Annotated in this window: 21 protein-coding genes; 13 read left to right on the top strand and 8 right to left on the bottom strand. The window is 63.7% G+C overall.

Annotated elements, in window-relative coordinates:
• Positions 1-12 precede the first annotated feature (12 nt).
• From JMN22_RS24240 to JMN22_RS24180, 13 genes are all read left to right on the top strand, one after another.
• Positions 13-795, top strand: coding sequence for a sugar phosphate isomerase/epimerase family protein (locus JMN22_RS24240; RefSeq protein ID WP_198798286.1), 783 nt, complete (start codon positions 13-15; stop codon positions 793-795).
• Positions 788-1768, top strand: coding sequence for a sugar kinase (locus JMN22_RS24235; RefSeq protein WP_198798285.1), 981 nt, complete (start codon positions 788-790; stop codon positions 1766-1768). The genes JMN22_RS24240 and JMN22_RS24235 overlap by 8 nt, the downstream gene beginning before the upstream one ends.
• An 86-nt stretch (positions 1769-1854) precedes the next feature.
• Positions 1855-3153: an MFS transporter gene (locus JMN22_RS24230; RefSeq protein WP_030142592.1), complete on the top strand. Its 1299-nt coding sequence runs from the start codon at positions 1855-1857 to the stop codon at positions 3151-3153.
• A 13-nt stretch (positions 3154-3166) separates the two neighbouring features.
• Complete coding sequence (locus JMN22_RS24225; RefSeq protein ID WP_030142593.1) at positions 3167-4144, top strand: 2-hydroxyacid dehydrogenase; 978 nt, start codon at positions 3167-3169, stop codon at positions 4142-4144.
• A gap of 317 nt (positions 4145-4461) precedes the next feature.
• Positions 4462-5421 (top strand): AAA family ATPase, encoded by a 960-nt coding sequence (locus tag JMN22_RS24220; RefSeq protein ID WP_030142594.1) that lies wholly within the window; start codon positions 4462-4464, stop codon positions 5419-5421.
• A gap of 9 nt (positions 5422-5430) precedes the next feature.
• A complete protein-coding gene (locus tag JMN22_RS24215) occupies positions 5431-6375 on the top strand; it encodes a DUF58 domain-containing protein (RefSeq protein ID WP_030142595.1) in 945 nt (314 codons plus the stop codon).
• Complete coding sequence (locus tag JMN22_RS24210; RefSeq protein ID WP_030142596.1) at positions 6372-6866, top strand: DUF4381 domain-containing protein; 495 nt, start codon at positions 6372-6374, stop codon at positions 6864-6866. The genes JMN22_RS24215 and JMN22_RS24210 overlap by 4 nt, the downstream gene beginning before the upstream one ends.
• Complete coding sequence (locus JMN22_RS24205; protein ID WP_198798284.1) at positions 6859-7938, top strand: vWA domain-containing protein; 1080 nt, start codon at positions 6859-6861, stop codon at positions 7936-7938. The genes JMN22_RS24210 and JMN22_RS24205 overlap by 8 nt, the downstream gene beginning before the upstream one ends.
• The gene (locus JMN22_RS24200) at positions 7935-9668 is read left to right on the top strand and encodes a vWA domain-containing protein (protein WP_198798283.1); all 1734 of its coding nucleotides are present in this window, start codon (positions 7935-7937) and stop codon (positions 9666-9668) included. Before JMN22_RS24205 ends, JMN22_RS24200 begins: the two co-directional genes overlap by 4 nt.
• Complete coding sequence (locus JMN22_RS24195; protein WP_198798282.1) at positions 9665-11302, top strand: BatD family protein; 1638 nt, start codon at positions 9665-9667, stop codon at positions 11300-11302. Before JMN22_RS24200 ends, JMN22_RS24195 begins: the two co-directional genes overlap by 4 nt.
• A gap of 266 nt (positions 11303-11568) precedes the next feature.
• Complete coding sequence (locus tag JMN22_RS24190) at positions 11569-12813, top strand: exonuclease SbcCD subunit D C-terminal domain-containing protein (RefSeq protein WP_198798281.1); 1245 nt, start codon at positions 11569-11571, stop codon at positions 12811-12813.
• Complete coding sequence (locus JMN22_RS24185; protein WP_198798280.1) at positions 12810-16451, top strand: AAA family ATPase; 3642 nt, start codon at positions 12810-12812, stop codon at positions 16449-16451. Before JMN22_RS24190 ends, JMN22_RS24185 begins: the two co-directional genes overlap by 4 nt.
• A complete protein-coding gene (locus JMN22_RS24180) occupies positions 16448-17050 on the top strand; it encodes a glutathione S-transferase (protein WP_030142602.1) in 603 nt (200 codons plus the stop codon). The genes JMN22_RS24185 and JMN22_RS24180 overlap by 4 nt, the downstream gene beginning before the upstream one ends.
• 202 nt (positions 17051-17252) lie before the next feature.
• On the opposite strand, the gene JMN22_RS24175 is transcribed toward JMN22_RS24180, so the two are convergent.
• The 8 genes from JMN22_RS24175 to araD1 all read right to left on the bottom strand — a co-directional run bounded on the left by JMN22_RS24175 (position 17253) and on the right by araD1 (position 22718).
• Positions 17253-17510: a hypothetical protein gene (locus tag JMN22_RS24175; RefSeq protein WP_181290498.1), complete on the bottom strand. Its 258-nt coding sequence runs from the start codon at positions 17508-17510 to the stop codon at positions 17253-17255.
• On the bottom strand, positions 17507-17710 hold the full coding sequence (locus JMN22_RS24170; protein ID WP_030142604.1) for a hypothetical protein: 204 nt from the start codon (positions 17708-17710) through the stop codon (positions 17507-17509). The genes JMN22_RS24175 and JMN22_RS24170 overlap by 4 nt, the downstream gene beginning before the upstream one ends.
• Before the next feature lie 114 nt (positions 17711-17824).
• Entirely contained in the window at positions 17825-17950 is a 126-nt protein-coding gene (locus JMN22_RS26690; RefSeq protein WP_256207078.1) for a hypothetical protein, read from the bottom strand.
• Positions 17951-18122: 172 nt separating this feature from the next.
• Positions 18123-18302 carry a hypothetical protein gene (locus tag JMN22_RS24165; protein WP_030142605.1) on the bottom strand — a complete coding sequence of 60 codons (180 nt, stop codon included), beginning with the start codon at positions 18300-18302 and terminating at the stop codon, positions 18123-18125.
• A 156-nt stretch (positions 18303-18458) separates the two neighbouring features.
• Positions 18459-19634 carry a lactonase family protein gene (locus JMN22_RS24160; RefSeq protein WP_198798279.1) on the bottom strand — a complete coding sequence of 392 codons (1176 nt, stop codon included), beginning with the start codon at positions 19632-19634 and terminating at the stop codon, positions 18459-18461.
• Positions 19621-19917: a DUF5629 family protein gene (locus JMN22_RS24155; RefSeq protein WP_198798278.1), complete on the bottom strand. Its 297-nt coding sequence runs from the start codon at positions 19915-19917 to the stop codon at positions 19621-19623. The genes JMN22_RS24160 and JMN22_RS24155 overlap by 14 nt, the downstream gene beginning before the upstream one ends.
• A gap of 214 nt (positions 19918-20131) precedes the next feature.
• On the bottom strand, positions 20132-21712 hold the full coding sequence (locus JMN22_RS24150; RefSeq protein ID WP_198798277.1) for an aldehyde dehydrogenase (NADP(+)): 1581 nt from the start codon (positions 21710-21712) through the stop codon (positions 20132-20134).
• Between the two features lie 13 nt (positions 21713-21725).
• Entirely contained in the window at positions 21726-22718 is a 993-nt protein-coding gene (araD1, locus tag JMN22_RS24145) for an AraD1 family protein (RefSeq protein ID WP_030142609.1), read from the bottom strand.
• Between the last annotated feature and the right edge of the window lie 184 nt (positions 22719-22902).

Below are 22902 nucleotides of genomic sequence, written 5' to 3'. Positions count from 1 at the left end.
GGTACAACAACAATGAACAAACCAGCCGTTTCCATCAGCCTCTCCAGCTACGGCGCCAACCTGGTGCGCCAACGCGGCCAAGGCAGTTTCATCGACCTGCTGGCCGCCGCTGGCGCCTCGCGCATCGAATGGCGCGAAGAGTTGCTGACCTTCGAACAACCCGCCGAATTGGCCGCTGGCGCTCGCGCCCATGGATTGCAAAGCATCTACTCCTCGCCTCTGGAACTCTGGCTCCCCGGCCAGCCCAGGCCCAATCCCGTCCTGGCGACCGCCCTGCAACGTGGCGAGGCGTTCGGTTCGGCATGGCTGAAGGTTTCCCTCGGTCATTTCACCGACTCCCACGACCTGTCGGCCTTGGCGGACATCCTTGCGACAAGCCCGGTGCAACTGCTCGTGGAAAACGACCAGACCCTGCAGGGCGGACGAATCGAACCGCTGCAACGCTTCTTCGCCGCGGTCGAAGCACACGCGCTGCCCATCGCCATGACCTTCGACATCGGCAACTGGCAATGGCAGGACCAATCAGCCACGGTGGCGGCCCGGCAACTCGGGCGGCATGTCGCGTACGTGCATTGCAAGGCGGTGGCCCGGCGTCCCGATGGCAAGCTCGTTGCCGTTCCGCCCGGCCAGGCCGACCTGCACCTGTGGGAACAACTGCTCAAGCACATGCCGGTCGGCGTGATGCGTGCCGCCGAATACCCGCTGCAGGGCGACGACCTGCTGCAACTGACTGCCGAACATGTCGCCATCCTGTCCCGCCTCGGGCAATCGCGCCGGGAGGCTGCCCATGCCTGACTTCGATGTATTGTCGTTCGGTGAAACCATGGCGATGCTGGTGGCCGACGAAACCGGCGACCTGGCCGCCGTCAACCAGTTTCACAAACGCATCGCCGGGGCCGACAGTAACGTGGCCATCGGCTTGTCGCGACTGGGTTTCCAAGTGGCCTGGCTCAGCCGGGTCGGCGCCGACTCCCTGGGACGCTTCGTGGTGCAGACGCTGGAAAAGGAAGGCCTGGATTGTCGCCACGTGGCCGTCGATCCGGCGCACCCCACCGGCTTCCAGCTCAAGTCCCGCACCGACGATGGCAGCGATCCGCAGGTCGAATATTTCCGGCGTGGTTCAGCCGCCAGTCACTTGTCCGTCGATTCTATCGCACCGTCCTTGCTCGCCGCCCGTCACTTGCATGCCACCGGCATCGTGCCAGCGCTGTCGGTGACTGCACGGGCGATGTCCTTCGAATTGATGACCCGCATGCGCGAGGCCGGCCGCAGCCTGTCGTTCGACCCCAACCTGCGCCCGAGCCTGTGGTCGAACGAAGCGACGATGATCCGCGAGATCAATCGCCACGCCGCCCTCGCCCACTGGGTCTTGCCGGGCCTCGGCGAAGGTCGGTTGCTGACCGGTTTTGACGACCCTGCCGACATCGCCGCGTTCTACCTGGACCTGGGCGCCGAAGCCGTGGTGATCAAGCTCGGCCCGGACGGTGCTTATTACCGCACCGCGCTCGACCAGGGATTCATTGCCGGCGTGCCGGTGGCCCGGGTAGTGGACACCGTGGGCGCCGGAGATGGCTTCGCCGTCGGCCTGATCAGCGCACTGCTCGAAGGCCGCGACATCACCGAGGCGGTCCGCCGCGCGAACTGGATCGGCAGCCGCGCGGTGCAGAGCCGTGGGGACATGGAAGGACTGCCGACGCGCGATGAACTGTCGACTGAATTTGAAACCGCTATTCGCGAGCAGGCTCGCTCCCACACGGGCCAACGCTAAACCCTGTGGGAGCGAGCCTGCTCGCGAATGAAGCCACCGCAAAACGCACCTGCTGAACAAAAACAACAAGCTCAGGAGTCAACGACATGCAAACGCTCAACCTCGCCACCCGCCGCTGGTGGTACATCATGCCCATCGTGTTCATCACCTACAGCCTGGCCTACCTCGACCGGGCCAACTATGGCTTTGCCGCCGCGTCGGGCATGGCCGAGGACCTGATGATTACCCCAGGGCTGTCATCGCTGCTCGGCGCGCTGTTTTTCCTCGGCTACTTTTTCTTCCAGGTACCCGGGGCGATCTACGCGCAGAAGCACAGCGTGAAGAAGCTGATCTTCGTCAGCCTGATCCTCTGGGGCTCGCTGGCGACCCTCACCGGCGTGGTCTCCAACGCGTATTGGCTGATCGTGATCCGCTTCATGCTCGGCGTGGTGGAAGCCGCCGTGATGCCGGCGATGCTGGTCTATTTGTGCCATTGGTTCACCCGGGCCGAACGCTCGCGCGCCAACACCTTCCTGATCCTCGGCAACCCGGTGACCATGCTGTGGATGTCGGTGGTCTCGGGCTATCTGGTGCAGCAATTCGACTGGCGTTGGATGTTCATCATTGAAGGCCTGCCGGCGGTGCTCTGGGCCTTCGTCTGGTGGCGCCTGGCCGATGATCGCCCGGCCCAGGCCAAGTGGCTCAGCGAACAGGAAAAACAAGACTTGGAAAGCGCCCTGGCCGCCGAGCAGGTGGGCATCAAGGCGGTGAAGAACTACGCCGAGGCCTTTCGCTCACCCAAAGTGATCATCCTTGCCCTGCAATTCTTCTGCTGGAGCATCGGCGTCTATGGGTTTGTGCTCTGGTTGCCGTCGATCCTCAAGGCCGGCTTGAAGATGAGCATGGTCGAAGCCGGGTGGCTGTCATCGCTGCCTTATCTGGCGGCGGTGGTGGCCATGCTGATCGTGTCCTGGGCGTCGGACAAGGTGCAGAAACGCAAGCGCTTTGTCTGGCCACCGCTGCTGGTCGCATCCATCGCGTTCTACGCCTCCTACCTGCTCGGGGCTGAGCATTTCTGGTGGTCCTATGCCTTGCTAGTGATCGCCGGAGCCTGCATGTATGCACCCTACGGTCCGTTTTTCGCCATCGTTCCGGAGATCCTCCCGGCCAACGTCGCCGGTGGCGCCATGGCCCTGATCAACAGCATGGGCGCACTGGGTTCGTTCGGCGGCTCGTACCTGGTGGGCTACCTCAACGGCTCCACTGGCTCCACCGGCATGTCCTTCTTGTTGATGAGCGGCGCCTTGCTGCTGTCGGTGGTACTGACCCTCGCCCTCAAGCCCGGCGCCAGCGACCGGGTCGTGTCCAAAACCGTGACGCCGCACCCGGCGCCTGCCCGTTCCTGAATCGAGAAATCCCATGAAAAAGCACGTGGTGTTGTACAAGAAACTCTCAGCGCAACTGATGGATCGCCTGCAGGCCCAGGCCCAAGTCACCCTCATCGAACGCCTCGACGCCCCGGGCCTGGCGCAACTGCGCGACGCCCTGCCCAGCGCCCACGCCTTATTGGGCGCAAGCCTGAAGCTGGATGCGTCGTTGCTTGATCTGGCGCCGAATCTCGAGGCCATCGCCAGCGTTTCGGTCGGCGTCGACAATTACGATATCGATTACCTGACCGAACGCCGGATCCTGCTCACCAATACGCCGGATGTGCTGACCGAAACCACCGCCGACACCGGGTTCGCCTTGATCCTGGCAACGGCGCGACGCGTGGTGGAACTGGCCAACCTGGTTCGTGCAGGCGGGTGGCAACAAAGCATCGGCCCGCGGCATTTCGGTAGCGACGTCCATGGCAAGACCCTGGGCATCGTCGGCATGGGCCGCATCGGCGAAGCCTTGGCCCAACGCGGACACTTCGGCTTCGGCATGCCGGTGCTCTATCACAGTCATTCGCCCAAGCCTCCAGTGGAGCAGCGTTTCGGGGCGCGCTATTGCGACCTCGACACGCTGTTGCAACAAGCGGATTTCATATGCCTGACCTTGCCCTTGACCGCCGAGACCGAAGGCCTGATCGATGCACGCGCGTTCGCCCAGATGCGCCCTGAAAGCATCTTCATCAATATCTCCCGGGGCAAGGTCGTGGACGAAACGGCAATGATCGACGCCTTGCGCCACGGGCAGATCCGTGGCGCCGGGCTGGACGTTTTCGAGCACGAGCCTCTGGACCCGGATTCGCCACTGTTGCAGATGGATAACGTAGTGGCGACGCCGCACATGGGCTCGGCTACCCACGAGACCCGGGAGGCAATGGCGCGTTGTGCGGTGGAGAACCTGCTGGCGGCGTTGGCGGGTGAAAGGCCAGCGAACCTGGTCAATCCGGGGGTTTGGAAAGGCTGAGTCACTCGGCCCCGCCCGATTGCCATCGCGAGCAGGCTCGCTCCCACAGTGGGACTGCGGCGTGCCTGGATCCTGGTTCCGCCACTCATCTCCTGTGGGAACGGGCTTGCTCGCGAAGGCGTAGTGTCAGGCAACATTTTCGTCGATGGACACACCGCCTTCGCGAGCAAGCCCGCTTCCACAGATCCAAGCCGATCACAAATCCGCACCCCCATCAAAATCCCGTTAGTCGCCACCCCCTGCCATGCATTAAAGTAACGCCCCCAGCCCCGGCGTTATCCGAACGCCGGGGCCACCCTTTCCAGGAACAGTCATCGATGGAACATCGTGAAGCGCTGCTGGCGCTGCGAACCTTTCTTTCTACGCAGATTCTCGGCCAGGAAAAACTCATCGAGCGCCTGCTCATCGCCCTGCTCGCCGACGGGCATATGTTGGTGGAAGGTGCGCCGGGCCTGGCCAAGACCAAGGCGATCAAGGAGCTGGCCGAAGGGATCGAAGCGCAGTTCCATCGCATTCAGTTCACACCCGACCTATTGCCTGCCGACATCACCGGCACCGAGATCTATCGTCCGGAAACCGGCAGTTTCGTGTTCCAGCAGGGGCCGATTTTCCACAACCTGGTGCTGGCGGACGAAATCAACCGGGCACCGGCCAAGGTCCAGTCGGCCTTGCTCGAAGCCATGGCCGAGCGGCAGGTCAGCGTCGGGCGCAGCACTTATGAACTGTCGCCGCTGTTCCTGGTGATGGCCACGCAGAACCCGATCGAGCAGGAAGGCACGTATCCATTGCCCGAAGCCCAACTCGACCGGTTCCTGATGCACGTGAAGATTGGCTTCCCGGACGCCGCGGTGGAGCGCCGTATCCTGCAGCAGGCCCGGGGTGAAGCGCTGAATGGTGAAACCAAGCCCGAGCGTCGTGTCAGCCAGCAGGCGATTTTTGCCGCGCGCAAGGAAATCCTCGGGTTGTACATGGCCGACGCCGTGGAGGAGTACCTGGTGCAACTGATCATGGCCACTCGCAACCCGGCCAAGTTCGATCCGGAGATGGCCGAGTGGATTGCCTATGGCGCCAGCCCGCGGGGCTCGATTGCCCTGGATCGCTGCGCCCGCGCCCACGCCTGGCTGGCCGGGCGCGACTTCGTCAGCCCGGAAGACATCCAGGCCGTGCTGTTCGACGTACTGCGCCATCGCATCATCCTGTCGTTCGAAGCCGAAGCCGCCGGCATTGACCAGGACCGGGTCGTGCAGCGGATTCTCGACGTCGTCGCAGTCGCTTGAGTATCCATCATGAATAACCCACTCGCGCCCGTCCCGGGCATCCGCGTCAGCCTTTCGGAGCTGATCGAGATGCGCCATCGCGTGCGCGAAGTGCAGTTGTTTTCCACGCCCGGCCAGCGCAGCCCGTTGATCGGCCTGCACCATTCCAAGCTGCGCGGACGCGGGGTGGATTTCGACCAGGTGCGGATCTACCAGGCCGGCGACGATGTGCGCACCATCGACTGGCGCGTCACCGCACGGACCCAGGAGCCACACACAAAGCTGTTCCACGAAGAGCGCGAGCGGCCGATCTTTATCATGATCGAGCAGAGCCATCGCCTGTTCTTCGGTTCCGGGCTGATCTTCAAGTCGGTGCTCGCCGCCCAGGCCGCGAGCCTGATCGGCTGGGCCGCGCTGGGGCACAACGACCGGGTTGGCGGTTTGGTGTTCGGCAATAACACTCACTACGAAGTCAAGCCACGACGCAGCAAACAAAGCCTGCTGCAGTTGCTCAACCGCCTGGTGCGCGTCAATCAATCGCTGCACACCGACGGCGAGTCGGACCGCGACTCGTTTGGCGTGGCCTTGCGACGCGCCCGGGAGGTGCTGCGCCCTGGTAGCCTGGCGATCGTGATTTGCGATGAGCGCGCCTTGTCCGACAGCGCGGAACAACAACTGAGTTTGCTGTCGCGCCATTGCGACCTGTTGCTGTTGCCATTGTCCGACCCATTGGACCACGCCCTGCCCGCCGCCGGATTGCTGCGTTTTGCCCAGCGCGGCGAACAGCTGGAGCTCGACACCTTGAACGTCGAGTTGCGCCAGACCTACCGCGCCCAGGCCGAGGCACGGCTGGAGCGCTGGGAGATGCTGGCCCAGAAGCTGCGGATCCTGATGCTGCCCTTGAGCACCCAGGGCGACATGGTCGAACAGCTGCGCGAATACCTGAACCCCAAGCGGCCGGGGAAAACCCGATGAGCAGCCTCGACCAGTTGCAACCGCTCATGGCCCCGCCGCCCATCGGATTCTGGCCGCCCGCGCCGGGCTGGTGGCTATTGCTGGTATTGCTGCCTCTGCTGGGCGTGGGTGCCTGGCAGTTGCGCCGGTTCATTCCGGTCAAGCGCAACACCGCCCGCGCCGAACAGCCGCTGGACCCGGTCCGCCTGGCGGCGTTGGCCGAGCTCGCCCTGCTGCCCAAGCCCTACGACGGCGCGCCGGCCGGCGCCTGGCTGCAGCAACTCAACGGGCTGCTCAAGCGTTTGTGCCGTAACCATTATCCTTACAGCCAGAGCCACACCCTCAACGGGCGCAAGTGGCTGGCGTTCCTGGACAACCGCTGCCCGGCCGCCGGCCTGACTCGCTGGATGATCCTGGTTGAAGGCGCCTACAAGCCCGAATGCAAGCTCGATGACAAAGCCATCGCCGGCCTGACCCAAGCCGTCGAGATCTGGATTCGCAAACATGTTTGAATTCGCCTGGCCGTGGATCTTTGTCCTGTTGCCGTTGCCCTGGCTGATGCGCCTGGTATTGCCGGCGGCGGACAGCGGCGAGCCGGCACTCAAGGTCAGTTTCCTGGAAGACCTCGAAGGACTCGTGGGGCGTCGCGCCCGGGCCAACCTGCCCACCTGGCGCCAACAGGCACCCTTCATCCTGCTCTGGCTGCTGCTGTTGATCGCTGCCGCCCGTCCGCAGTGGCTGGGCGAGCCGTTGCCGATTGCCGCAAGCGGCCGCGACTTGCTGGTCGCCGTGGACGTTTCCGGGTCCATGGATTTTCCTGACATGCAGTGGAAGGAAGAAGACATCAGCCGCCTGGGGCTGGTCCAGCGCATGCTCGGGGACTTTCTGGAAAGCCGCGAAGGCGACCGGGTCGGCCTGATCCTGTTTGGCAGCCAGGCGTATCTGCAGGCACCGTTGACCTTCGACCGTCATACCGTGCGGCGCTGGCTCGATGAGGCGCGCGTCGGCATCGCCGGCAAGAACACCGCCATCGGCGATGCCATCGGCCTGGCGCTCAAACGCCTGCGCCAGCGTCCGGCCCAGAGCCGCGTGCTGATCCTGGTCACGGATGGCGCCAACAACGGCGGTGAAATCGATCCCCTGACTGCCGCCCGGCTGGCCGCCGATGAAAGCGTGAAAATCTACACGATCGGCGTAGGCGCCGATCCGGAGCAAAGCGGCACGGCGGGCTTTTTGGGAGTCAACCCGAGCCTGGATCTCGACGAAGCGACCCTCAGGGAAATCGCCCAGGTCACCGGCGGCCAGTATTTCCGTGCCCAGGACGGTGAGCAGTTGCTGACGATCAAGACCACCCTCGACCGACTCGAGCCGGTGACCCAACAACCGACCCAGGCCCGTCCGGCCCAGGCGCTCTATCATTGGCCGCTGGCGATCGCGCTGCTGCTGAGCCTGTTGCTGGTGGCCCGGGAACGCTGGCCGGATAACCCGTTGCAGCGCCTGTTCACCCAGCCCTTGTTCCAGCCGTCGCAACCGTCCGAATGGCGGCAGCGGCTCAAGCGCCTGCGGTTGCGGAGGCGCCGATGATCGCGCTCTGGCCGCATTGGCTGCGCCCCGGTTTCATCCTGCTGCTGCCCTTGCTGGGCTGGCTGCTTTGGCAATTGTGGCACCGTCAGAAACGCGTGGGCCGCTGGCAGATGATCCTGCCTCCGGCGTTTCACGCAGTGCTGCTCAGCGGCGGCAGCGGCCGTGAAAGCAAGCTGCCCTGGATTGCCCTCGGGCTGGGCTGGCTGCTGATGGTGCTGGCGTTGCTGGGCCCCAGTTGGACGCGCGTCGAACAGACCAGCCAGAAACCTGCCGATCCGCTGGTGGTCATCCTCGAGCTGACCCCGGAGATGCTCGCCACCGACGTCCCGCCCACGCGCCTGGAACAGGCGCGGCGCAAACTGCTGGACGTGCTGCATAGCCGCAGCGACGCGCAGACCGCGATCGTCGTCTACTCAGGCAGTGCGCACACCCTGGTCCCGCTGTCGGACGACCTCGCCACCAGCGCCAACCTGCTCGAAGCCCTGAAACCGTCGATCATGCCCCAAGCCGGCCACCGCGCCGACCTGGCCGTCAACAAGGCCATGACGCTGCTGGACCAGGCCGGGCTTGGCCACGGGCGGATCCTGCTGATCGGTTCCTCCCTGAACGAGGAGGAACGGCAAGGCATTCGCCAGGTTCTGGACGGCTCCGCCACACGCCTGCTGATGCTCGGCATCGGTACCCGGGAAGGCGCACCAGTGGCCCAGGATGACGGCAGTTACCTGAAGGATGAAAAGGGCGCGATCCTGGTTCCGCGCCTGGACAGCCCGGGCCTCAAGTCCTTCGTCAGTGAGCTGGACGGCCGCTACCGTCCGGCACGCCTGGACGACCGGGACCTGCGCGGCCTGGGCCTGCTGGAGGGACCGCGACACCTGCGCAGCGATGGCCAGAAACTACGCCTGGACACCTGGGCCGACCAGGGTTATTGGCTGCTGTTGCCGTTGTTGCTGCTGGCAGCGTGCGCCGGGCGGCGCGGTTGGCTTTTCTGCCTGCCATTGCTGTTGGCATTGCCCCAGACCGGCCATGCCTTCGAGTTCGAGGATTTATGGTTGCGCCCGGACCAACAGGGCCAACACCTGCTCAAGCAAAAGCGCCCGGCCGAGGCCGCCGCGCATTTCGAGGACAGCCAATGGCAGGGGGTCGCCCTGTACGAAGCCGGCCGGTACAGCGAAGCCGCCCAGCGCTTTGCCGAAGGCAATGACGCCCGCGCCCATTACAATCGCGGTAACGCCCTGGCCCGCAGCGGCGAGCTGGACGCCGCGGTCGACGCCTATGAGCAGGCCCTGGAACTGCAACCGGACCTGCGCCCGGCGCAGACCAACAAGGCGCTGGTGGAAAGCTTGCTGCAAGAACAAGCTCCGCCAGCGGCCCCACCCAAACCTGCCGAAACCCCGGAACCGCCCCCCAGCGAGGAACCACAGGAGACCGACAGGCCGAGCCAATCGTCCGAGCAGGGCCATCCCTCCTCCGAAGCGACCGCCCCCCCGAACGACGCCCAGCCGACCGAGGATCCTCCGCCCGGTGCCCAGGATGTGCCGGGCAGCGAATTGCCCGACGAGCAGACCACCACCCCGCCGCTTCGCCCGGCCGCAGGTCAACGCAACGAAGAAGAACAACGCCAGGCGCTGGAACAGTGGCTGCGCCAGATCCCGGACAACCCGGGCGAACTGCTTCGACGAAAATTCTGGTATGAACAGCAAAGCCATCAGGCCCAGGGAAAACACCCATGACCCGCTTTACCGCCTACCTCCTCGCCTTGCTGCTCTGGACCGCCGGGGCCCAGGCCGCGCAGTTGACTGCCAGCGTGGATCGCAGCCGGTTGAACTCCGGGGAGACCGTCGAGCTGACGCTGGAATCCAACGATGCCACGCTGTTCGGCAAACCCGACCTGAGCCCGCTGCAGGCGCTGTTCGATGTCCGGGGCACCCGCCAGGTCAACCAATTGACCACCCTCGACGGCGAGAATCGCGCCACCACGCGATGGATCGTGACGCTGCTGCCGCGCCAGAGCGGCACCGTGGTCATTCCCGCCCTGCAATTGGGCGAAGTGACCAGCCAGCCGATCACGTTGCAGGTCATCGAAAGCGAAACCCGCAACGCCTCCGGCACCCTCGAACCGGTGTTCATCGAGGCCAGCCTCGACCAGGCCGAAGTGTACGTACAGGCCCAGGCGATCCTGACCTTGCGCATCTACCATTCGGTGTCGCTGTACGACGACAGCAGCCTGACACCGCTCCATATCCCGGATGCTCGCACCGAGCAACTGGGCGAATCCCGCACCTATGAAAAAGTCATCAACGACGTGCGCCACGGCGTGATCGAGCTGCGTTATGGCATCTACCCACAGCGCAGCGGCGAACTGGCGATCCCGGCCCAGACCTTCAGCGCCACCCTGGTCGAGCCGGTGGCCCAGGGCACCGCATCGCCGGGGGCCAAGCCCGGCCAACTGATGCGCGTGAGTTCCACGCAACTGATGTTGACCGTCAAGCCAAAGCCCGCCAGCTACCCGGCCGACCTCCCCTGGCTTCCGGCCCGCAGCCTTTCCTTGAGCGAAAGCTGGAGCCCGGAACCGACCCATAGCCAGGTCGGCGACTCGTTGACCCGCAGCCTGACCCTGGAAGCCGAAGGCTTGACCAGCGCCCAGTTGCCGCCGCTGCCAGCGACTGAAATCAACGGCCTGCGGCGTTACCCCGACCAACCGGTGCTCAGCAGCCGCAGCAGCGAACGTGGCCTGGTGGGCAGCCGTGAAGACCGCGAAGCCCTGGTGCCCAACCGCAGCGGCACCATCGAGCTGCCGCCGGTGGAAGTGGTCTGGTGGAACACCCTGGAAGATCACCTGGACCGCACCAGCCTGCCCGCGCGGACCCTGCAAGTGGCGAACAACCCGAGCCTGATGGTCGACACCCCGGCGGGCACGACCCAGATCGTCACGACCGTTGACAGCGAGGCGCTGTGGTACTGGCAATTGAGCACGCTCATCCTCGCCTGTACCACACTGCTCGGTTTCGGCCTGTGGTGGCGGGCCCGCTGGCAACCGGCGGTGCTGCGCTCGACCCAGGCCGGGCCTAGCCCGCGCACGTTGCTGGACGACCTCAAGCGGGCCTGCCTGGCCAACGACCCGCACGCCACTCGCCAGGCACTGGACGCCTGGGCCCGGCAGCAGCCGGAGACCCTCGCCGACATGGCCGCGCGTTTCGTGCCGTTGTCCGACGCCCTCGACGGCTTGAACGGCGCCCTCTACAGCGAGACCGGCCAGCACTGGCAAGGCGAGGATTTGTGGCGGGCCATCCGCACCATTCCACCGCTTGAGGGAACGCTGGACGGCGCCAGTGATTCGAGCTTGCCGCCGCTTTATCCCAAATAGCCGGTGTAGCAGCGGCTTCTTGTGGCGAGGGGATTTATCCCCGCTGGAGTGCGCAGCACTCCCAAGCCAGGCAACTCGGAGCGCCAGATAGATTGAGTCGCTGCTATTGGGGCTGCTGCGCAGCCCAGCGGGAGCAAGCTCCCTCGCCACAGGTGCTGTGCAGGTCCCGACAAAGTTGAGCAGCCCCTCCCCTGCGTTTCCCAGTAAACTCTGCATTTTTGCGCCGCCTCTCTTCCCGCGGCCACCGTCTGTTTCTGGAGTCTGCCTTGCGTCTGTTTCACACCTCCGACTGGCACCTGGGGCAAAACCTCCACGGTCAGGATCGCGACTTCGAGCACGCCTGTTTCCTTGACTGGCTGCTGCGTCAGCTGGCCAGCGAAAAACCCGACGTGCTGCTGATTGCCGGCGATATCTTCGACACGGTCAACCCGCCCGTCAAAGCCCAGGAGCGACTGTACGACTTCATCGTCAGTGCCCACGAACAAAACGCCAACCTGACCATCGTCATGATCGCCGGCAATCATGATTCCGGCTCTCGGATCGAACTGCCCGCGCCGTTGATGCGCCGCTTGCGCACCCATGCCCTGGGCCGCGTCCTGTGGCTGGACGATGGACAACTGGACGTCGAGCGCCTGTTGCTGCCGTTGCCCGACGCCAAGGGCAAGGTCCGGGCCTGGTGCCTGGCCCTGCCGTTCCTGCGACCGGCCGAGGTCACGGGCGCACAACTGGGGGACGATTACTTGCGGGGCATCGGCCAGGTCCATGAATGGCTGATTGCCGCCGCCAATGCCAAGCGCAAGAAAGGCCAGGCACTGATCGCCATCAGCCATGCGCACATGGCGGGTGGCTCGGTGTCGGAGGACTCCGAGCGCAGCCTGATCATCGGCAATGCCGAAGCCCTGCCCGCCAGCCTGTTCGGCCCGAGCATCACGTATGTCGCCCTCGGTCACTTGCACAAGCCACAGAAGGTCAATAGGGAAACGCGCATTCGCTACAGCGGCTCGCCCATCCCGCTGTCGTTCTCGGAAATCGGCTATCAGCACCAGATCCTCGACATCACCCTGGACGGCGAGAAACTGCTGAACGTCGAGCCACGGCTGATCCCCCGCGCCGTCAACCTGCAACGCCTGGGCCCGGCGCCCCTGGCCGATGTCCTGGTGCAACTCAAGGACCTGCCCGATATTGACCTGCTGGCCGATGTCCAGCGCCAACCCTGGCTGGAGGTGCGGGTGCGCCTCGACGAGCCGCAACCCGACCTGCGTCAGCAAGTGGAAACGGCCCTGCAAGGCAAAGCCGTGCGGCTGGTGCGAATCGCCGCCGAGTACGCCGGCAGCGGCGCCACCGCAGGCGCCGAGGAAGGCGCCGCATTGATCGAACTGGATCAGCTCAGCCCGCAGGATTTGTTCAGCCGCGCCTGGCAGGACACCTACGGCAGTGAAGTGGACGAACAGACACTGAAGGATTTCGCCGTGCTCTTGCAGGATGTTCAGATGGAGATCGAACAGCCATGAAGATCCTCGCCATCCGCCTCAAGAACCTTGCGTCCCTGGCTGGGCCATTTGAAATCGATTTCACCGCCGAGCCGCTGGCCAGCGCCGGCCTGTTCGCTATCACCGGCCCCACGGGCGCGGGCAAGAGCACGCTGCTGGATGCCTTGTGCCTGGCGTTGTTCGGCGCGGTGCCGCGCCTGAACAACACCGGGCGGGACGCCAAGGTGCCGGACGCCGACGGTGAAATCGCCACGGGCGATCCGCGCACGCTGTTACGCCGTGGCACCGGCGACGGTTATGCCGAAGTGGATTTTCGCGGCATCGACGGTCGCCGCTACCGGGCCCGCTGGGAGGCCAATCGCGCCCGGGAAAAAGCCGCCGGCAAGCTGCAGGCCAGCCGCCAGAGCCTGCGGGATCTGGACAACGACCAGCTATTGGCCAGCCAGAAAGGCGAATACAAGGCTCAACTTGAAGCCGCCCTCGGCCTGAATTTCGAACAGTTCACCCGCGCCGTGCTGCTGGCACAGAGCGAGTTCAGTGCGTTTCTCAAGGCCGATGACAACGACCGCAGCGAACTGCTGGAAAAACTCACCGACACCGCCCTGTATACCCGCCTCGGCCGCCGCGCCTTCGACAAGGCCAAGCAGGCCAAGGAAACCCACAAGCAACTGCAGGACCAGGCCAGCGGCGTCACGCCCCTGGCTCCCGAGGCCCGCGCCGACCTGGACGAGCGCGTGAACCAGGCCCAGCAAGCACTCAAGACCCAACAGGCGCAGCTCAAGCAACTGGAGCAGCAACAAACCTGGTTGAAGGACCTGCGCCAGTTACAGGACGAACAGGCCAGCGCCGCCGAGCAACTGCAACAAGCCCAAGCCGATTGGGAAGCGCAGGCCGATGAACGCCTGAAGCTGGTCCGCCTGGAACAACTGGCGCCGCAGCGGCATCAGTTCATCCGGCAGGCGGAACTGGCCCGGCAGTTCGAGCCACTGGCGATCAAGATCCAGCAGCTGACCCAGCAGCAAGTCGAGTTGCATGAACAACAGGGCGAATTGGAAAAAGGCCTGGGCGTGGCGCAACTGGCACTGGTCGCGGCCCGCCAGCAGAGCACCGACAACGCGCCCCTGCTGCGCCAGGCGTTCGATGAACAAAGCAGCCTCGCTCGCCTGAACCAGGAAGCCGGCCAGCGCGCCGAGCAGCTGCAACAGGCCCAACTGGCTTGCACCGACGGCCAGCGTACCCTCGACTCCCTACTGGAACAGCAGCGACAGGTGGGCGAACGCCTGCAACGGATCGCCGGTGAACTGGAACAAAGCACCGCGCTCGCACCACTGAGCGATGCCTGGGGGGCCTATCGCGATCGCCTTCAACAATTGATGCTGATCGGCAATCGGCTGAACAAGGGCCAGGACGAACTGGCGCTGCTGGAGCAAAACGCGGCGCGTGCCGCCGAGGACCTTGCAACCCGTCGCCAAGACCTTGAAGTGCTCTACAAGGAGGCCGACGCCGAACCGCAGGCGGTGGCCGAACAGATCCAGTTGCTCGGCAACCTCTTGCAGGACAACCGCAAGCAACTGCGCGCTTTCGAGGAACTGGCTCGGTTGTGGGCCAGCCAGCAGGAACTGGACAAACGCAGCGCGGAACTTGAGCAACGTCAGCAGCGCGCCTTGCAGGAACGCGACCGACTGGTGCGCGAAGGCGGCGAAGCCAAGGCCGAGCTGACGATCGCCGAACAGACCCTGACCGTGACCCGCGAACTGCTGGAGCGCCAGCGCCTGGCCCGCAGCGAAAGCGTCGAGCAACTGCGCGAACAACTGCAAGACAACCAGCCCTGCCCGGTGTGCGGCAGCGTCGAACATCCTTACCATCAGCCCGAAGCACTGCTGGAAAGCCTCGGTCGCTTCGATGAAAGCGAACAGGCCAACGCCCGCAAAGCGGTGGAGCTGCTCAACGAAAAAGTCATCGATCTCAGGGCGCAGTACAGCGGCGTCATCGCCCAGCTCAAGGAATTCAAGCAACAGCAGGAACAACTCGCCACCCAGCATCAGGGCCTGGCGCCAAGCCTTGAAGCCCACCCGTTGTCGGCGCAGATGTTCGCCCAGGATTCGCCCAAGCGCGACGCCTGGCTGGCCCAGCAAACCAGCCAACTGCAGCTGCGCATCAGCCAGGACGAACAACGCCAGGCTGCCCTGCTCACCCTGCAACAGGACGCCGCGCGGCTGACCCAGCAACTGCGCGATGCAGAGACAGCCAACCAACAAGCGTCGCAGCACCTGAGCAACCAGCAACAGGAATTGGCCCGGGATCGCCAGCGCCTGGACGAGGAGCTCGAGCACTTCAGCGCGCTGTTGCCGGCCGACACCTTGCAGGCCCTGCGCAGCGAACCGGCCGCCACGTTCATGGCACTTGACCAACGGATCAGCCAGCGCCTCGCGCAATCGGAACAGCAACGCGAAGAACTCGCCGAGCAACTTCAGCGCCAGCAAGCCTTGGAGAAAGAGCAGGATCGCCAGCAGCTCCGCGTGCAGCAATTGGAATCGGCACAGCAGCAGTTCAATGCCCTGGCCGAACAGCAACAGGCCTGCCAGGAAAAACTCACACAACTGCTGGGCGAATACTCCAGCGCCGAACAATGGCAGCAGCAGCTCGACGTGGCGCTGGAACAGGCTCGTCAGGCCGAGGCCAGCGCCAATCAACAGTTGCAGGACCTGCGTAACAACCTCGTGCAACTGGCGGCCGAACTCAAGGCCCGGCAGGAACAGGCCCAGGCGCTGGAGGCCGAACAGCAAACGTTGGCCGCGGGCATCGCCCAATGGCGCGCCTCTCACTCGGAACTGGACGACGCGGCGCTCGACGCCCTGCTCAGCCTTGACGAGCAACAAGTGGCGCAGTTGCGACAACGCCTGCTCAACAGCGAAAAAGCCATCGAGCAGGCCCGCGTACTGCTCACCGAACGGGAGCTGCGCCTGCACAACCACCAGGCGCAAGACAACGGCAACCTGCCGGCCGAACAGTTGGCTGATGCCCTCGCCACGCTGCATGAGCAATTTACCGCCAGTGAACAACAGTGTGCGGACTTGCGCGCCGAGCAAGCCGAGGACCAGCGTCGACAGAACGCCAACCAGGCCCTCGCCCAGCAGATCGAGCAGGCCTACACCGAGTACCAGCGCTGGGCACGCCTGGATGCGCTGATCGGCTCAGCCACCGGCGACCGCTTCCGCAAACTGGCCCAGGCGTACAACCTCGATTTGCTGGTGCACCACGCCAACGCCCAGTTGCGGCAATTGGTTCGCCGCTACCGCCTCAAGCGCGGCGGCAGCATGCTCGGGCTGCTGGTGATGGACACCGAAATGGGTGACGAACTGCGCTCGGTGCATTCGTTGTCCGGCGGCGAAACCTTCCTCGTTTCCCTCGCCCTGGCGCTGGGCCTGGCGTCGATGGCGTCCAGCACGCTGAGAATCGAGTCGCTGTTCATCGACGAAGGTTTCGGCAGCCTCGACCCCGAGTCGCTGCAACTGGCGATGGACGCCCTCGATGGCTTGCAGGCCCAGGGCCGCAAGGTCGCGGTTATCTCCCACGTGCAGGAAATGCACGAGCGGATCCCGGTGCAGATTCAGGTGCGCCGCCAGGGCAACGGGTTGAGCACGGTGGAGGTGAAATGAGCCAAGCCACGCTGTATTCCTTCCGCCGCTGCCCCTACGCCATGCGCGCTCGGATGGCGTTGCGCTACAGCGCTATCGCGCTGGACATCGTCGAAGTCAGCCTCAAGGCCAAGCCAGCCGAAATGCTAGCGCTGTCGAGCAAGGGTACGGTGCCGGTGTTGCACGTCGACGGGCGAGTCATCGATGAAAGTCTTGAGATCATGCGCTGGGCACTCGACCAGCGTGATCCGCAGGATTGGAGGCTGGCGGACGACCCCGAGGGCCAGCGGCTTACGGCGGAGCTGATCGAGGAAAACGACCAGGTATTCAAGCCTCACCTTAACCGCTACAAATACCCGGAACGTCATCCCGAACAGCCGATGGAACACTATCGAAGTGAAGGCGAAGCGTTTCTGCGCAAGCTGGAAGAACGGCTGCAAGCGCGACCGTTCCTGGTGGCGGCGCACCTGAGCCTGGCGGACGTCGCAGTACTGCCGTTCGTGCGCCAGTTTGCCCATGTCGATCGCCAGTGGTTTGCCCAGGCGCCCTACCCTCGGCTACAGGACTGGCTGGAGGGTTTGCTCGATTCCGAGCTGTTCGTGGCGATCATGGCCAAATAGATATTGATCCAGCGCGCGTGCTTTTGTGGCGAGGGAGCTTGCTCCCGCTGGGTGGCGTGTAGGAGCTGCCGAGCGAAGCGAGGCTGCGATCTTTCCAAGGACACTTGAATATCAAGCGAAAGATCAAAAGATCGCAGGCTTCGCCAGCTCCTACAGAGCCGAGCGGGAGCAAGGTCCCTCGCCACACAGCTCGACAACCTGTTCAAGCCTCGGCGCTGCACATGCGCACTCTGGCGCAATCAATTTGAAACGGCCCAAACACCGCCACCCTTGGCTTGACCGGCGGATTCCCTACCAACACGCCCAATGCCCGGGCGGTGAGGATGTTATGGGCGATGTTGTGGTTGCACTCGATCGTCCGCGCCAACGACCCCGCCGACGCCTGCCCCATTCCGAGTAAGGAAAAACCATTGGTGATGAATGCCAGGAAGGCGATCACCCAGAATTTGCACCTGCTCATGCCCCGGCGGCTCCTTTCACTGCGCCCTGTTCAACAGCGACAGCGGAGACTGGATGATGACCAAGGGTGGAAGCCTGCAGGGAGGTCTCAACGATGCCCTCATACTGGGCTCCAACACTGACCAGCAGCACCAACGCCACATAGAAACCAATGGCTATATAGGCGCCGTGTTTGGCAGAAGACAGGATTGCGCTGGCCATGGGATTCTCCGTGGGCATGTTTGAATGCCCACAGGATCAATCAAATAAACCGTTATGAGTAGCGACTAGTATGCATAGTCACCATCAGTTTTATTGATTGATAGAAAGTCCCCTTCAGTCGCTCAGCAAGCTCAACAACCGCTCCCGAGCCACTTCCAGTTCGCCGGGAACGGGCTGGGCGGCCGAGACAATCGGGGTGGAATAAAGGAACAGCAACATCACTGCCAGACGCATCGCCATGGTGTCGATCCTTAGCGCAAAGGTGTCATTTAACTAGCGTCAAATTTAAACACATGGCCATGTGACATCACAACGGGAATTTTTCGCCCCAACGCATGAAGCCTGCGATCTTGTCTCTCCTGGAACTGCATGGGGAGATGAAAAGATCGCAGGCTTCAGTGGTCAGCGTGTTTCAGTGTTGAGTCTTGTGGTCCAGCGCCGCGTAGAAGTTGGCGCTCTGTTGCAGGTATTTCTCGGTGTAGCTCTGGGTGCGGTTTTGCTTGTTGCTGATTTCGACGCTGGCACTGGCCGGCAATGCCACGGTGGCGGAGATGGCGGAAGCAGCGATGACGGAGAAGAGATTCAGGTTCATGGCGGTAGTCCTCGGATTCAGTTGGCTGATTTGCCCGGTGGGGCCGTGAAGCAAACTTACGCGCCGAGGCGTCTCGCCTTGAAATGCTTTGTAATACTAGCGACTATCAGCCGCGTTGATACAACGGCGAAGGCCCCGAGAATCGGGGCTTTCGCGTTATTGACGAACGAGGAATTTCAAATCGCTCGGCGCATCCATCGGCAACTTCTGGACGGTCTTGCCCAGCTGGCCGGTCTTTGGATCGCGCTCGATGACCACGATCTGGTTGCTCTTCTGATTGGCGACCAGGATGAATTTTTCGCTCGGATCGAGGCTGAACTCCCGGGGGTGATCACCCTCGACGGAGCGCCGTTGCAGCTCCTTCAGCGTGCCAGCAGTCGGGTCAATGGCGAACACCAGGAGCTCATTGGTGGTGCCACGATTGCTGACATAGAGAAACTTGCCATCCCTGGAGGCATGCAACGCTGCCGCCGCTTTACCCGGCTGGGGTTTTCCGTCGGCCAGATTGACCAATTGGCGCTGGGTCAGGCGACCGTCCTGGTAATCGAATACGGCGACCTGGGCGGTCATTTCCATCGTCAGCCAGGCGTGCTTGCCGTCGCCACTGAACAACAGGTGACGCGGCCCGCTACCCGGCGGCAACTGCACGAACGGCGGTTCGGCTGGCGTCAGCGGCATTTCGGGGTTGGCCTTGGGGTCGTAGCGGTAGACAAACACCTTGTCCGCCCCCAAGTCGTTGGCGAACACATACTTGCCATCGGGTGAAGGCACCGCCGAATGCACATGGCCGGACTTCTGCCGCTCGGGATTGACCCGACTCGGCTGATGGCCGCCCGCTTGCACCACCGGCGCCAGCTTGCCGTCCACGCCCACCGGCAGCACCACCAAAGTGCCGCCCGGGTTCTCCAGGACGGAATAATTACTCACCAGCAAATGCTGGCCGTCCAGGCTCAAGCTGGAATGGGTCGGCTCGTTGCCCAGGGACTGCACCTGGTTGATCAGGCTCAGCTCATGGGTCTTCGGGTCGATGGCATAGCTGCTGACCTTGCCCACCGGGTCCTTCTGGCCCGGCCCGTTTTCGTTGACGACGAACAGTCGCGTCATGTCCTTGGACAAGGTCAGCCAGGAAGGGTTATCGGTCTTGATCACTTGCAACGGGTTGGCGTCGAGCTGGCCGGTGCGGCTGTCGAACTGCAATCGGTAGATGCCCTGGCTCTGCCCGGCGGTGTAGGAACCCACCAGCAATTGATGACGATCGCTGGTGTCGGCCTGGACGCCCATGGCGCCGACGCTGCCGGCCATCAACAAGGGCCAGAAACTACGCATCTTCATGATCGGAGTCCTCATCGTCGTGGCCGCTGGTCGCTTCCACGCATTCCAGGTGGTGATCGCCCGAATCGCTGGTGATGATCCAATGCTTCAGGGCTTTGTCGAAGGTCGCGGCTTGCATCTGTGCAGGCGTGAAACGCCAGTGTTCGAGGGTGCGACCGTTCATGCACTCGACGTGCAACTGGTCCTGCTCGTCGAGGGAGAAATCGAATGCGTGCAGCCCATCGATGATCAGCATGTCGCAGTGTTCGAGGGCTTGCAGCAGGGTGTCGGTCAGGGCAGTCATGGCGATCAGTCGGTCATTGGGAAAGCCAGCATGATAACCCAATGTCAGAGTGGGGCTTGGGCCATAAGGTTCGAAGGCACTTTCGATTTGGAAGCTCGCTCCCACAATTGGATCTTCCGCGAACACAACTTTTGCATTCAAAAAAAAACCCCTGTGGGAGCGAGCTTGCTCGCGATGACGGCAGTCCATCAACCTCAATGGAACTGCCTGACTCTCAAAGCGCCTCGCGCCCCGGCACCCCATCCACCAACCGCAGGATCCCCAGCGGGTTGGCGTTCTTCAGCGGTTCCGGCAACAGATTGTCCGGGTAGTTCTGGAAGCACACCGGACGCAGGAAGCGATCGATCGCCAGCGTGCCCACCGAGGTGCCACGGGCATCGGACGTCGCTGGATAAGGGCCGCCATGGACCATCGAATCACACACCTCGACGCCGGTTGGGTAACCGTTGAGCAAGATACGGCCGACTTTCTGTTCCAGCAGCGGCGTCAATTCGCCGAACTGTTCGAAGTCCGCCGGATCGCCAATCATCGTCGCGGTGAGTTGGCCGTGCAGGCCGTTCAGGGCAGCAGTCAGTTGCGCCTGGTCCGCCACTTCGACGAACACCGTGGTCGGGCCGAAGACCTCTTCCTGCAAGGCCTCGTCACCGTTGATCAGCAGGCTGGCGTCAGCCTTGAACAATTGCGGCTGGGCCTGATTGCCCTGTTGGTCGCGACCGGCCAGACGCTCGATGCCTGGGTGAGCCAGGAGTTTCTGCAAACCCTTGCCGTAGCTTTGCAGCGTACCGGCGTTGAGCATGGTCTGCGGCGCCTGGTCGCCGATCAGCGTCGCCACCTGCTGGGTGAAAGCGGTGAACTCCGGCGAGCGAATGCCGATCACCAGGCCAGGGTTGGTGCAGAACTGGCCGCAACCCTGCACCACCGAAGCGGTCAGGTCGCGAGCAACGCTCTCGGCACGGTTCTTCAAGGCCTGTGGCAAAACGATCACCGGGTTGATGCTCGACATTTCGGCAAACACTGGGATCGGCTGGGGCCGCGCGGCGGCCATATCGCACAGGGCGCGCCCGCCCTTGAGGGAGCCGGTAAAACCGACGGCCTGGATCGCCGGATGCTTGACCAGCCATTCGCCGACGCCACCGCCGTAGATCATGTTGAACACACCCGCAGGCATCGAAGTTTTCTCTGCCGCGCGGATGATCGCATCGGCCACGTGCTCGGCGGTTGCCATGTGGCCGCTGTGGGCCTTGAAGACTACCGGGCAACCGGCGGCCAACGCGGCGGCGGTATCACCGCCGGCAGTGGAAAATGCCAGCGGGAAGTTGCTCGCACCGAACACCGCCACCGGGCCGAGACCGATGCGGTATTGACGCAGGTCCGGACGCGGCAGCGGCGTGCGCTCCGGCAAGGCGCGGTCGATGCGGGCGCCGTAGAAGTCGCCACGACGCAGGACCTTGGCGAACAGGCGCATCTGCCCGCTGGTGCGACCGCGCTCGCCCTGGATCCGGGCGGCTGGCAAGGCGGTTTCACGGCAGACCACGGCGACGAACTCATCGCCCAGGGCGTCCAGTTCATCGGCGATGGCGTCGAGGAACTCGGCCCGACGCGCCGCACTCAGGCTGCGATACGTCGGATAAGCCGCCGCAGCGGCCTTGGCGGCGGCGTCGACTTCTTGTGCCGTAGCCTGGACGAAATCATGGGGCAAGGCCTCGCCGGTGCTGGCGTCGACGCTCTGCAGGCGAGTCTGGCCGGCCGCGCTGCGCGCCCCGCCGATGTAGTTGTGGCCAAGGATCTGGTTCATCGCAAGTCTCCTCTCAAAGTGTGCCGATAGTACCCGGATTGAATACCGCGTCCACCGGGGCAATGCCATTGACCAGCGGCGCGCCGAACTCGGCCTGGCTGATCTCGAATACATCCCCCGGCTGGGTGCGGATGCCGTCGGCGAACGACAGCGTCGCGGTGCCGAAGAAGTGAACGTGCACGTCCCCCGGACGCAGGAACTGACTGTACTTGAAGTGGTGGAATTCCAGGTTTTCGAGGCTGTGGCACATGTTCGCCTCGCCGCTGAGGAATTCGTTCTGCCACAGCACTTCGCCGTTGCGCAGGATACGACTGGTCCCGGACAGATGTTGAGGCAGTTCACCCACGCGAAGTTCCGGACCAAAACTGCAACTGCGCAGTTTCGAATGGGCCAGGTACAGGTAATTCTTGCGTTCCATGACGTGGTCGGAGAATTCGTTGCCTACCGCAAAGCCCAGCCGATACGGCTTGCCGTCGTGGCCGATGACGTACAGGCCGCTGATCTCCGGCTCTTCGCCAGCGTCTTCGGCAAACGGTGGCAGCGGGAACGGATGGCCCGGGCGGACCACGATGCTGCCGTCACCCTTGTAGAACCATTCCGGTTGCACGCCGGCCTGCCCGGCCTGTGGCTTGCCACCCTCGACGCCCCACTTGAAGATGCGCATGGTGTCGGTCATCGTCGCTTCGTCGCCGGCCTGCTGGTGCATCTTGTCCCGGGCCGAGGCGCTGCCGAGGTGAGTCAGGCCGGTGCCGCTGACCAACAGGTGCGCCGGGTCCGGGTGGTCCAACGGCGGCAGGATGCGCAGCTCGCCGAGCAATTGCGCATAGTCATGGCTCGCCCCCAAGCCCAGGCCGTTGACCTGCTGCTCGAGCTTCACGCCCGCTTCGATAGCGGCCAGCGCCAGCTCACGCACCGTGTTGGCGCCCTGTACTTCGCGCACTTGATCGCCGTCGACCACACCGACGCGGCGCTCGCCGTGACTCAATTCGAACTGAACTAAACGCATGGGTTTTCTCCCTGTAAACAAAACTTGAATAGGCGTAGCAGGCTTTTGTGGCGAGGGAGCTTGCTCCCGCTGGGGGGCGAAGCCCCCCCAACTCCAGGCACCGCATTTATTCAGGCAAAACACAGCGCGTGTTTTGCGACTGCTGCGCAGTCGAGCGGGAGCAAGCTCCCTCGCCACAAAAGCT

The organism is Pseudomonas sp. HB05 (assembly GCF_016756915.1).
Classification (GTDB): Bacteria; Pseudomonadota; Gammaproteobacteria; order Pseudomonadales; family Pseudomonadaceae; genus Aquipseudomonas; species Aquipseudomonas alvandae.
The sequence above is the reverse complement of the archived record's forward strand: the minus strand, read 5'-3'. Positions and strand labels throughout refer to the sequence as shown.

Excerpts from the sequence above, each read along its gene's own strand:
- JMN22_RS24240 (WP_198798286.1), top strand. The coding sequence starts at position 13 with ATGAACAAACCAGCCGTTTCCATCAGCCTCTCCAGCTACGGCGCCAAC.
- JMN22_RS24235 (WP_198798285.1), top strand. The coding sequence starts at position 788 with ATGCCTGACTTCGATGTATTGTCGTTCGGTGAAACCATGGCGATGCTG.
- JMN22_RS24230 (WP_030142592.1), top strand. The coding sequence starts at position 1,855 with ATGCAAACGCTCAACCTCGCCACCCGCCGCTGGTGGTACATCATGCCC.
- JMN22_RS24225 (WP_030142593.1), top strand. The coding sequence starts at position 3,167 with ATGAAAAAGCACGTGGTGTTGTACAAGAAACTCTCAGCGCAACTGATG.
- JMN22_RS24220 (WP_030142594.1), top strand. The coding sequence starts at position 4,462 with ATGGAACATCGTGAAGCGCTGCTGGCGCTGCGAACCTTTCTTTCTACG.
- JMN22_RS24215 (WP_030142595.1), top strand. The coding sequence starts at position 5,431 with ATGAATAACCCACTCGCGCCCGTCCCGGGCATCCGCGTCAGCCTTTCG.
- JMN22_RS24210 (WP_030142596.1), top strand. The coding sequence starts at position 6,372 with ATGAGCAGCCTCGACCAGTTGCAACCGCTCATGGCCCCGCCGCCCATC.
- JMN22_RS24205 (WP_198798284.1), top strand. The coding sequence starts at position 6,859 with ATGTTTGAATTCGCCTGGCCGTGGATCTTTGTCCTGTTGCCGTTGCCC.
- JMN22_RS24200 (WP_198798283.1), top strand. The coding sequence starts at position 7,935 with ATGATCGCGCTCTGGCCGCATTGGCTGCGCCCCGGTTTCATCCTGCTG.
- JMN22_RS24195 (WP_198798282.1), top strand. The coding sequence starts at position 9,665 with ATGACCCGCTTTACCGCCTACCTCCTCGCCTTGCTGCTCTGGACCGCC.
- JMN22_RS24185 (WP_198798280.1), top strand. The coding sequence starts at position 12,810 with ATGAAGATCCTCGCCATCCGCCTCAAGAACCTTGCGTCCCTGGCTGGG.
- JMN22_RS24180 (WP_030142602.1), top strand. The coding sequence starts at position 16,448 with ATGAGCCAAGCCACGCTGTATTCCTTCCGCCGCTGCCCCTACGCCATG.
- JMN22_RS24175 (WP_181290498.1), bottom strand. The coding sequence starts at position 17,510 with ATGAGCAGGTGCAAATTCTGGGTGATCGCCTTCCTGGCATTCATCACC.
- JMN22_RS24170 (WP_030142604.1), bottom strand. The coding sequence starts at position 17,710 with ATGGCCAGCGCAATCCTGTCTTCTGCCAAACACGGCGCCTATATAGCC.
- JMN22_RS26690 (WP_256207078.1), bottom strand. The coding sequence starts at position 17,950 with ATGGCGATGCGTCTGGCAGTGATGTTGCTGTTCCTTTATTCCACCCCG.
- JMN22_RS24165 (WP_030142605.1), bottom strand. The coding sequence starts at position 18,302 with ATGAACCTGAATCTCTTCTCCGTCATCGCTGCTTCCGCCATCTCCGCC.
- JMN22_RS24160 (WP_198798279.1), bottom strand. The coding sequence starts at position 19,634 with ATGAAGATGCGTAGTTTCTGGCCCTTGTTGATGGCCGGCAGCGTCGGC.
- JMN22_RS24155 (WP_198798278.1), bottom strand. The coding sequence starts at position 19,917 with ATGACTGCCCTGACCGACACCCTGCTGCAAGCCCTCGAACACTGCGAC.
- JMN22_RS24150 (WP_198798277.1), bottom strand. The coding sequence starts at position 21,712 with ATGAACCAGATCCTTGGCCACAACTACATCGGCGGGGCGCGCAGCGCG.
- araD1 (WP_030142609.1), bottom strand. The coding sequence starts at position 22,718 with ATGCGTTTAGTTCAGTTCGAATTGAGTCACGGCGAGCGCCGCGTCGGT.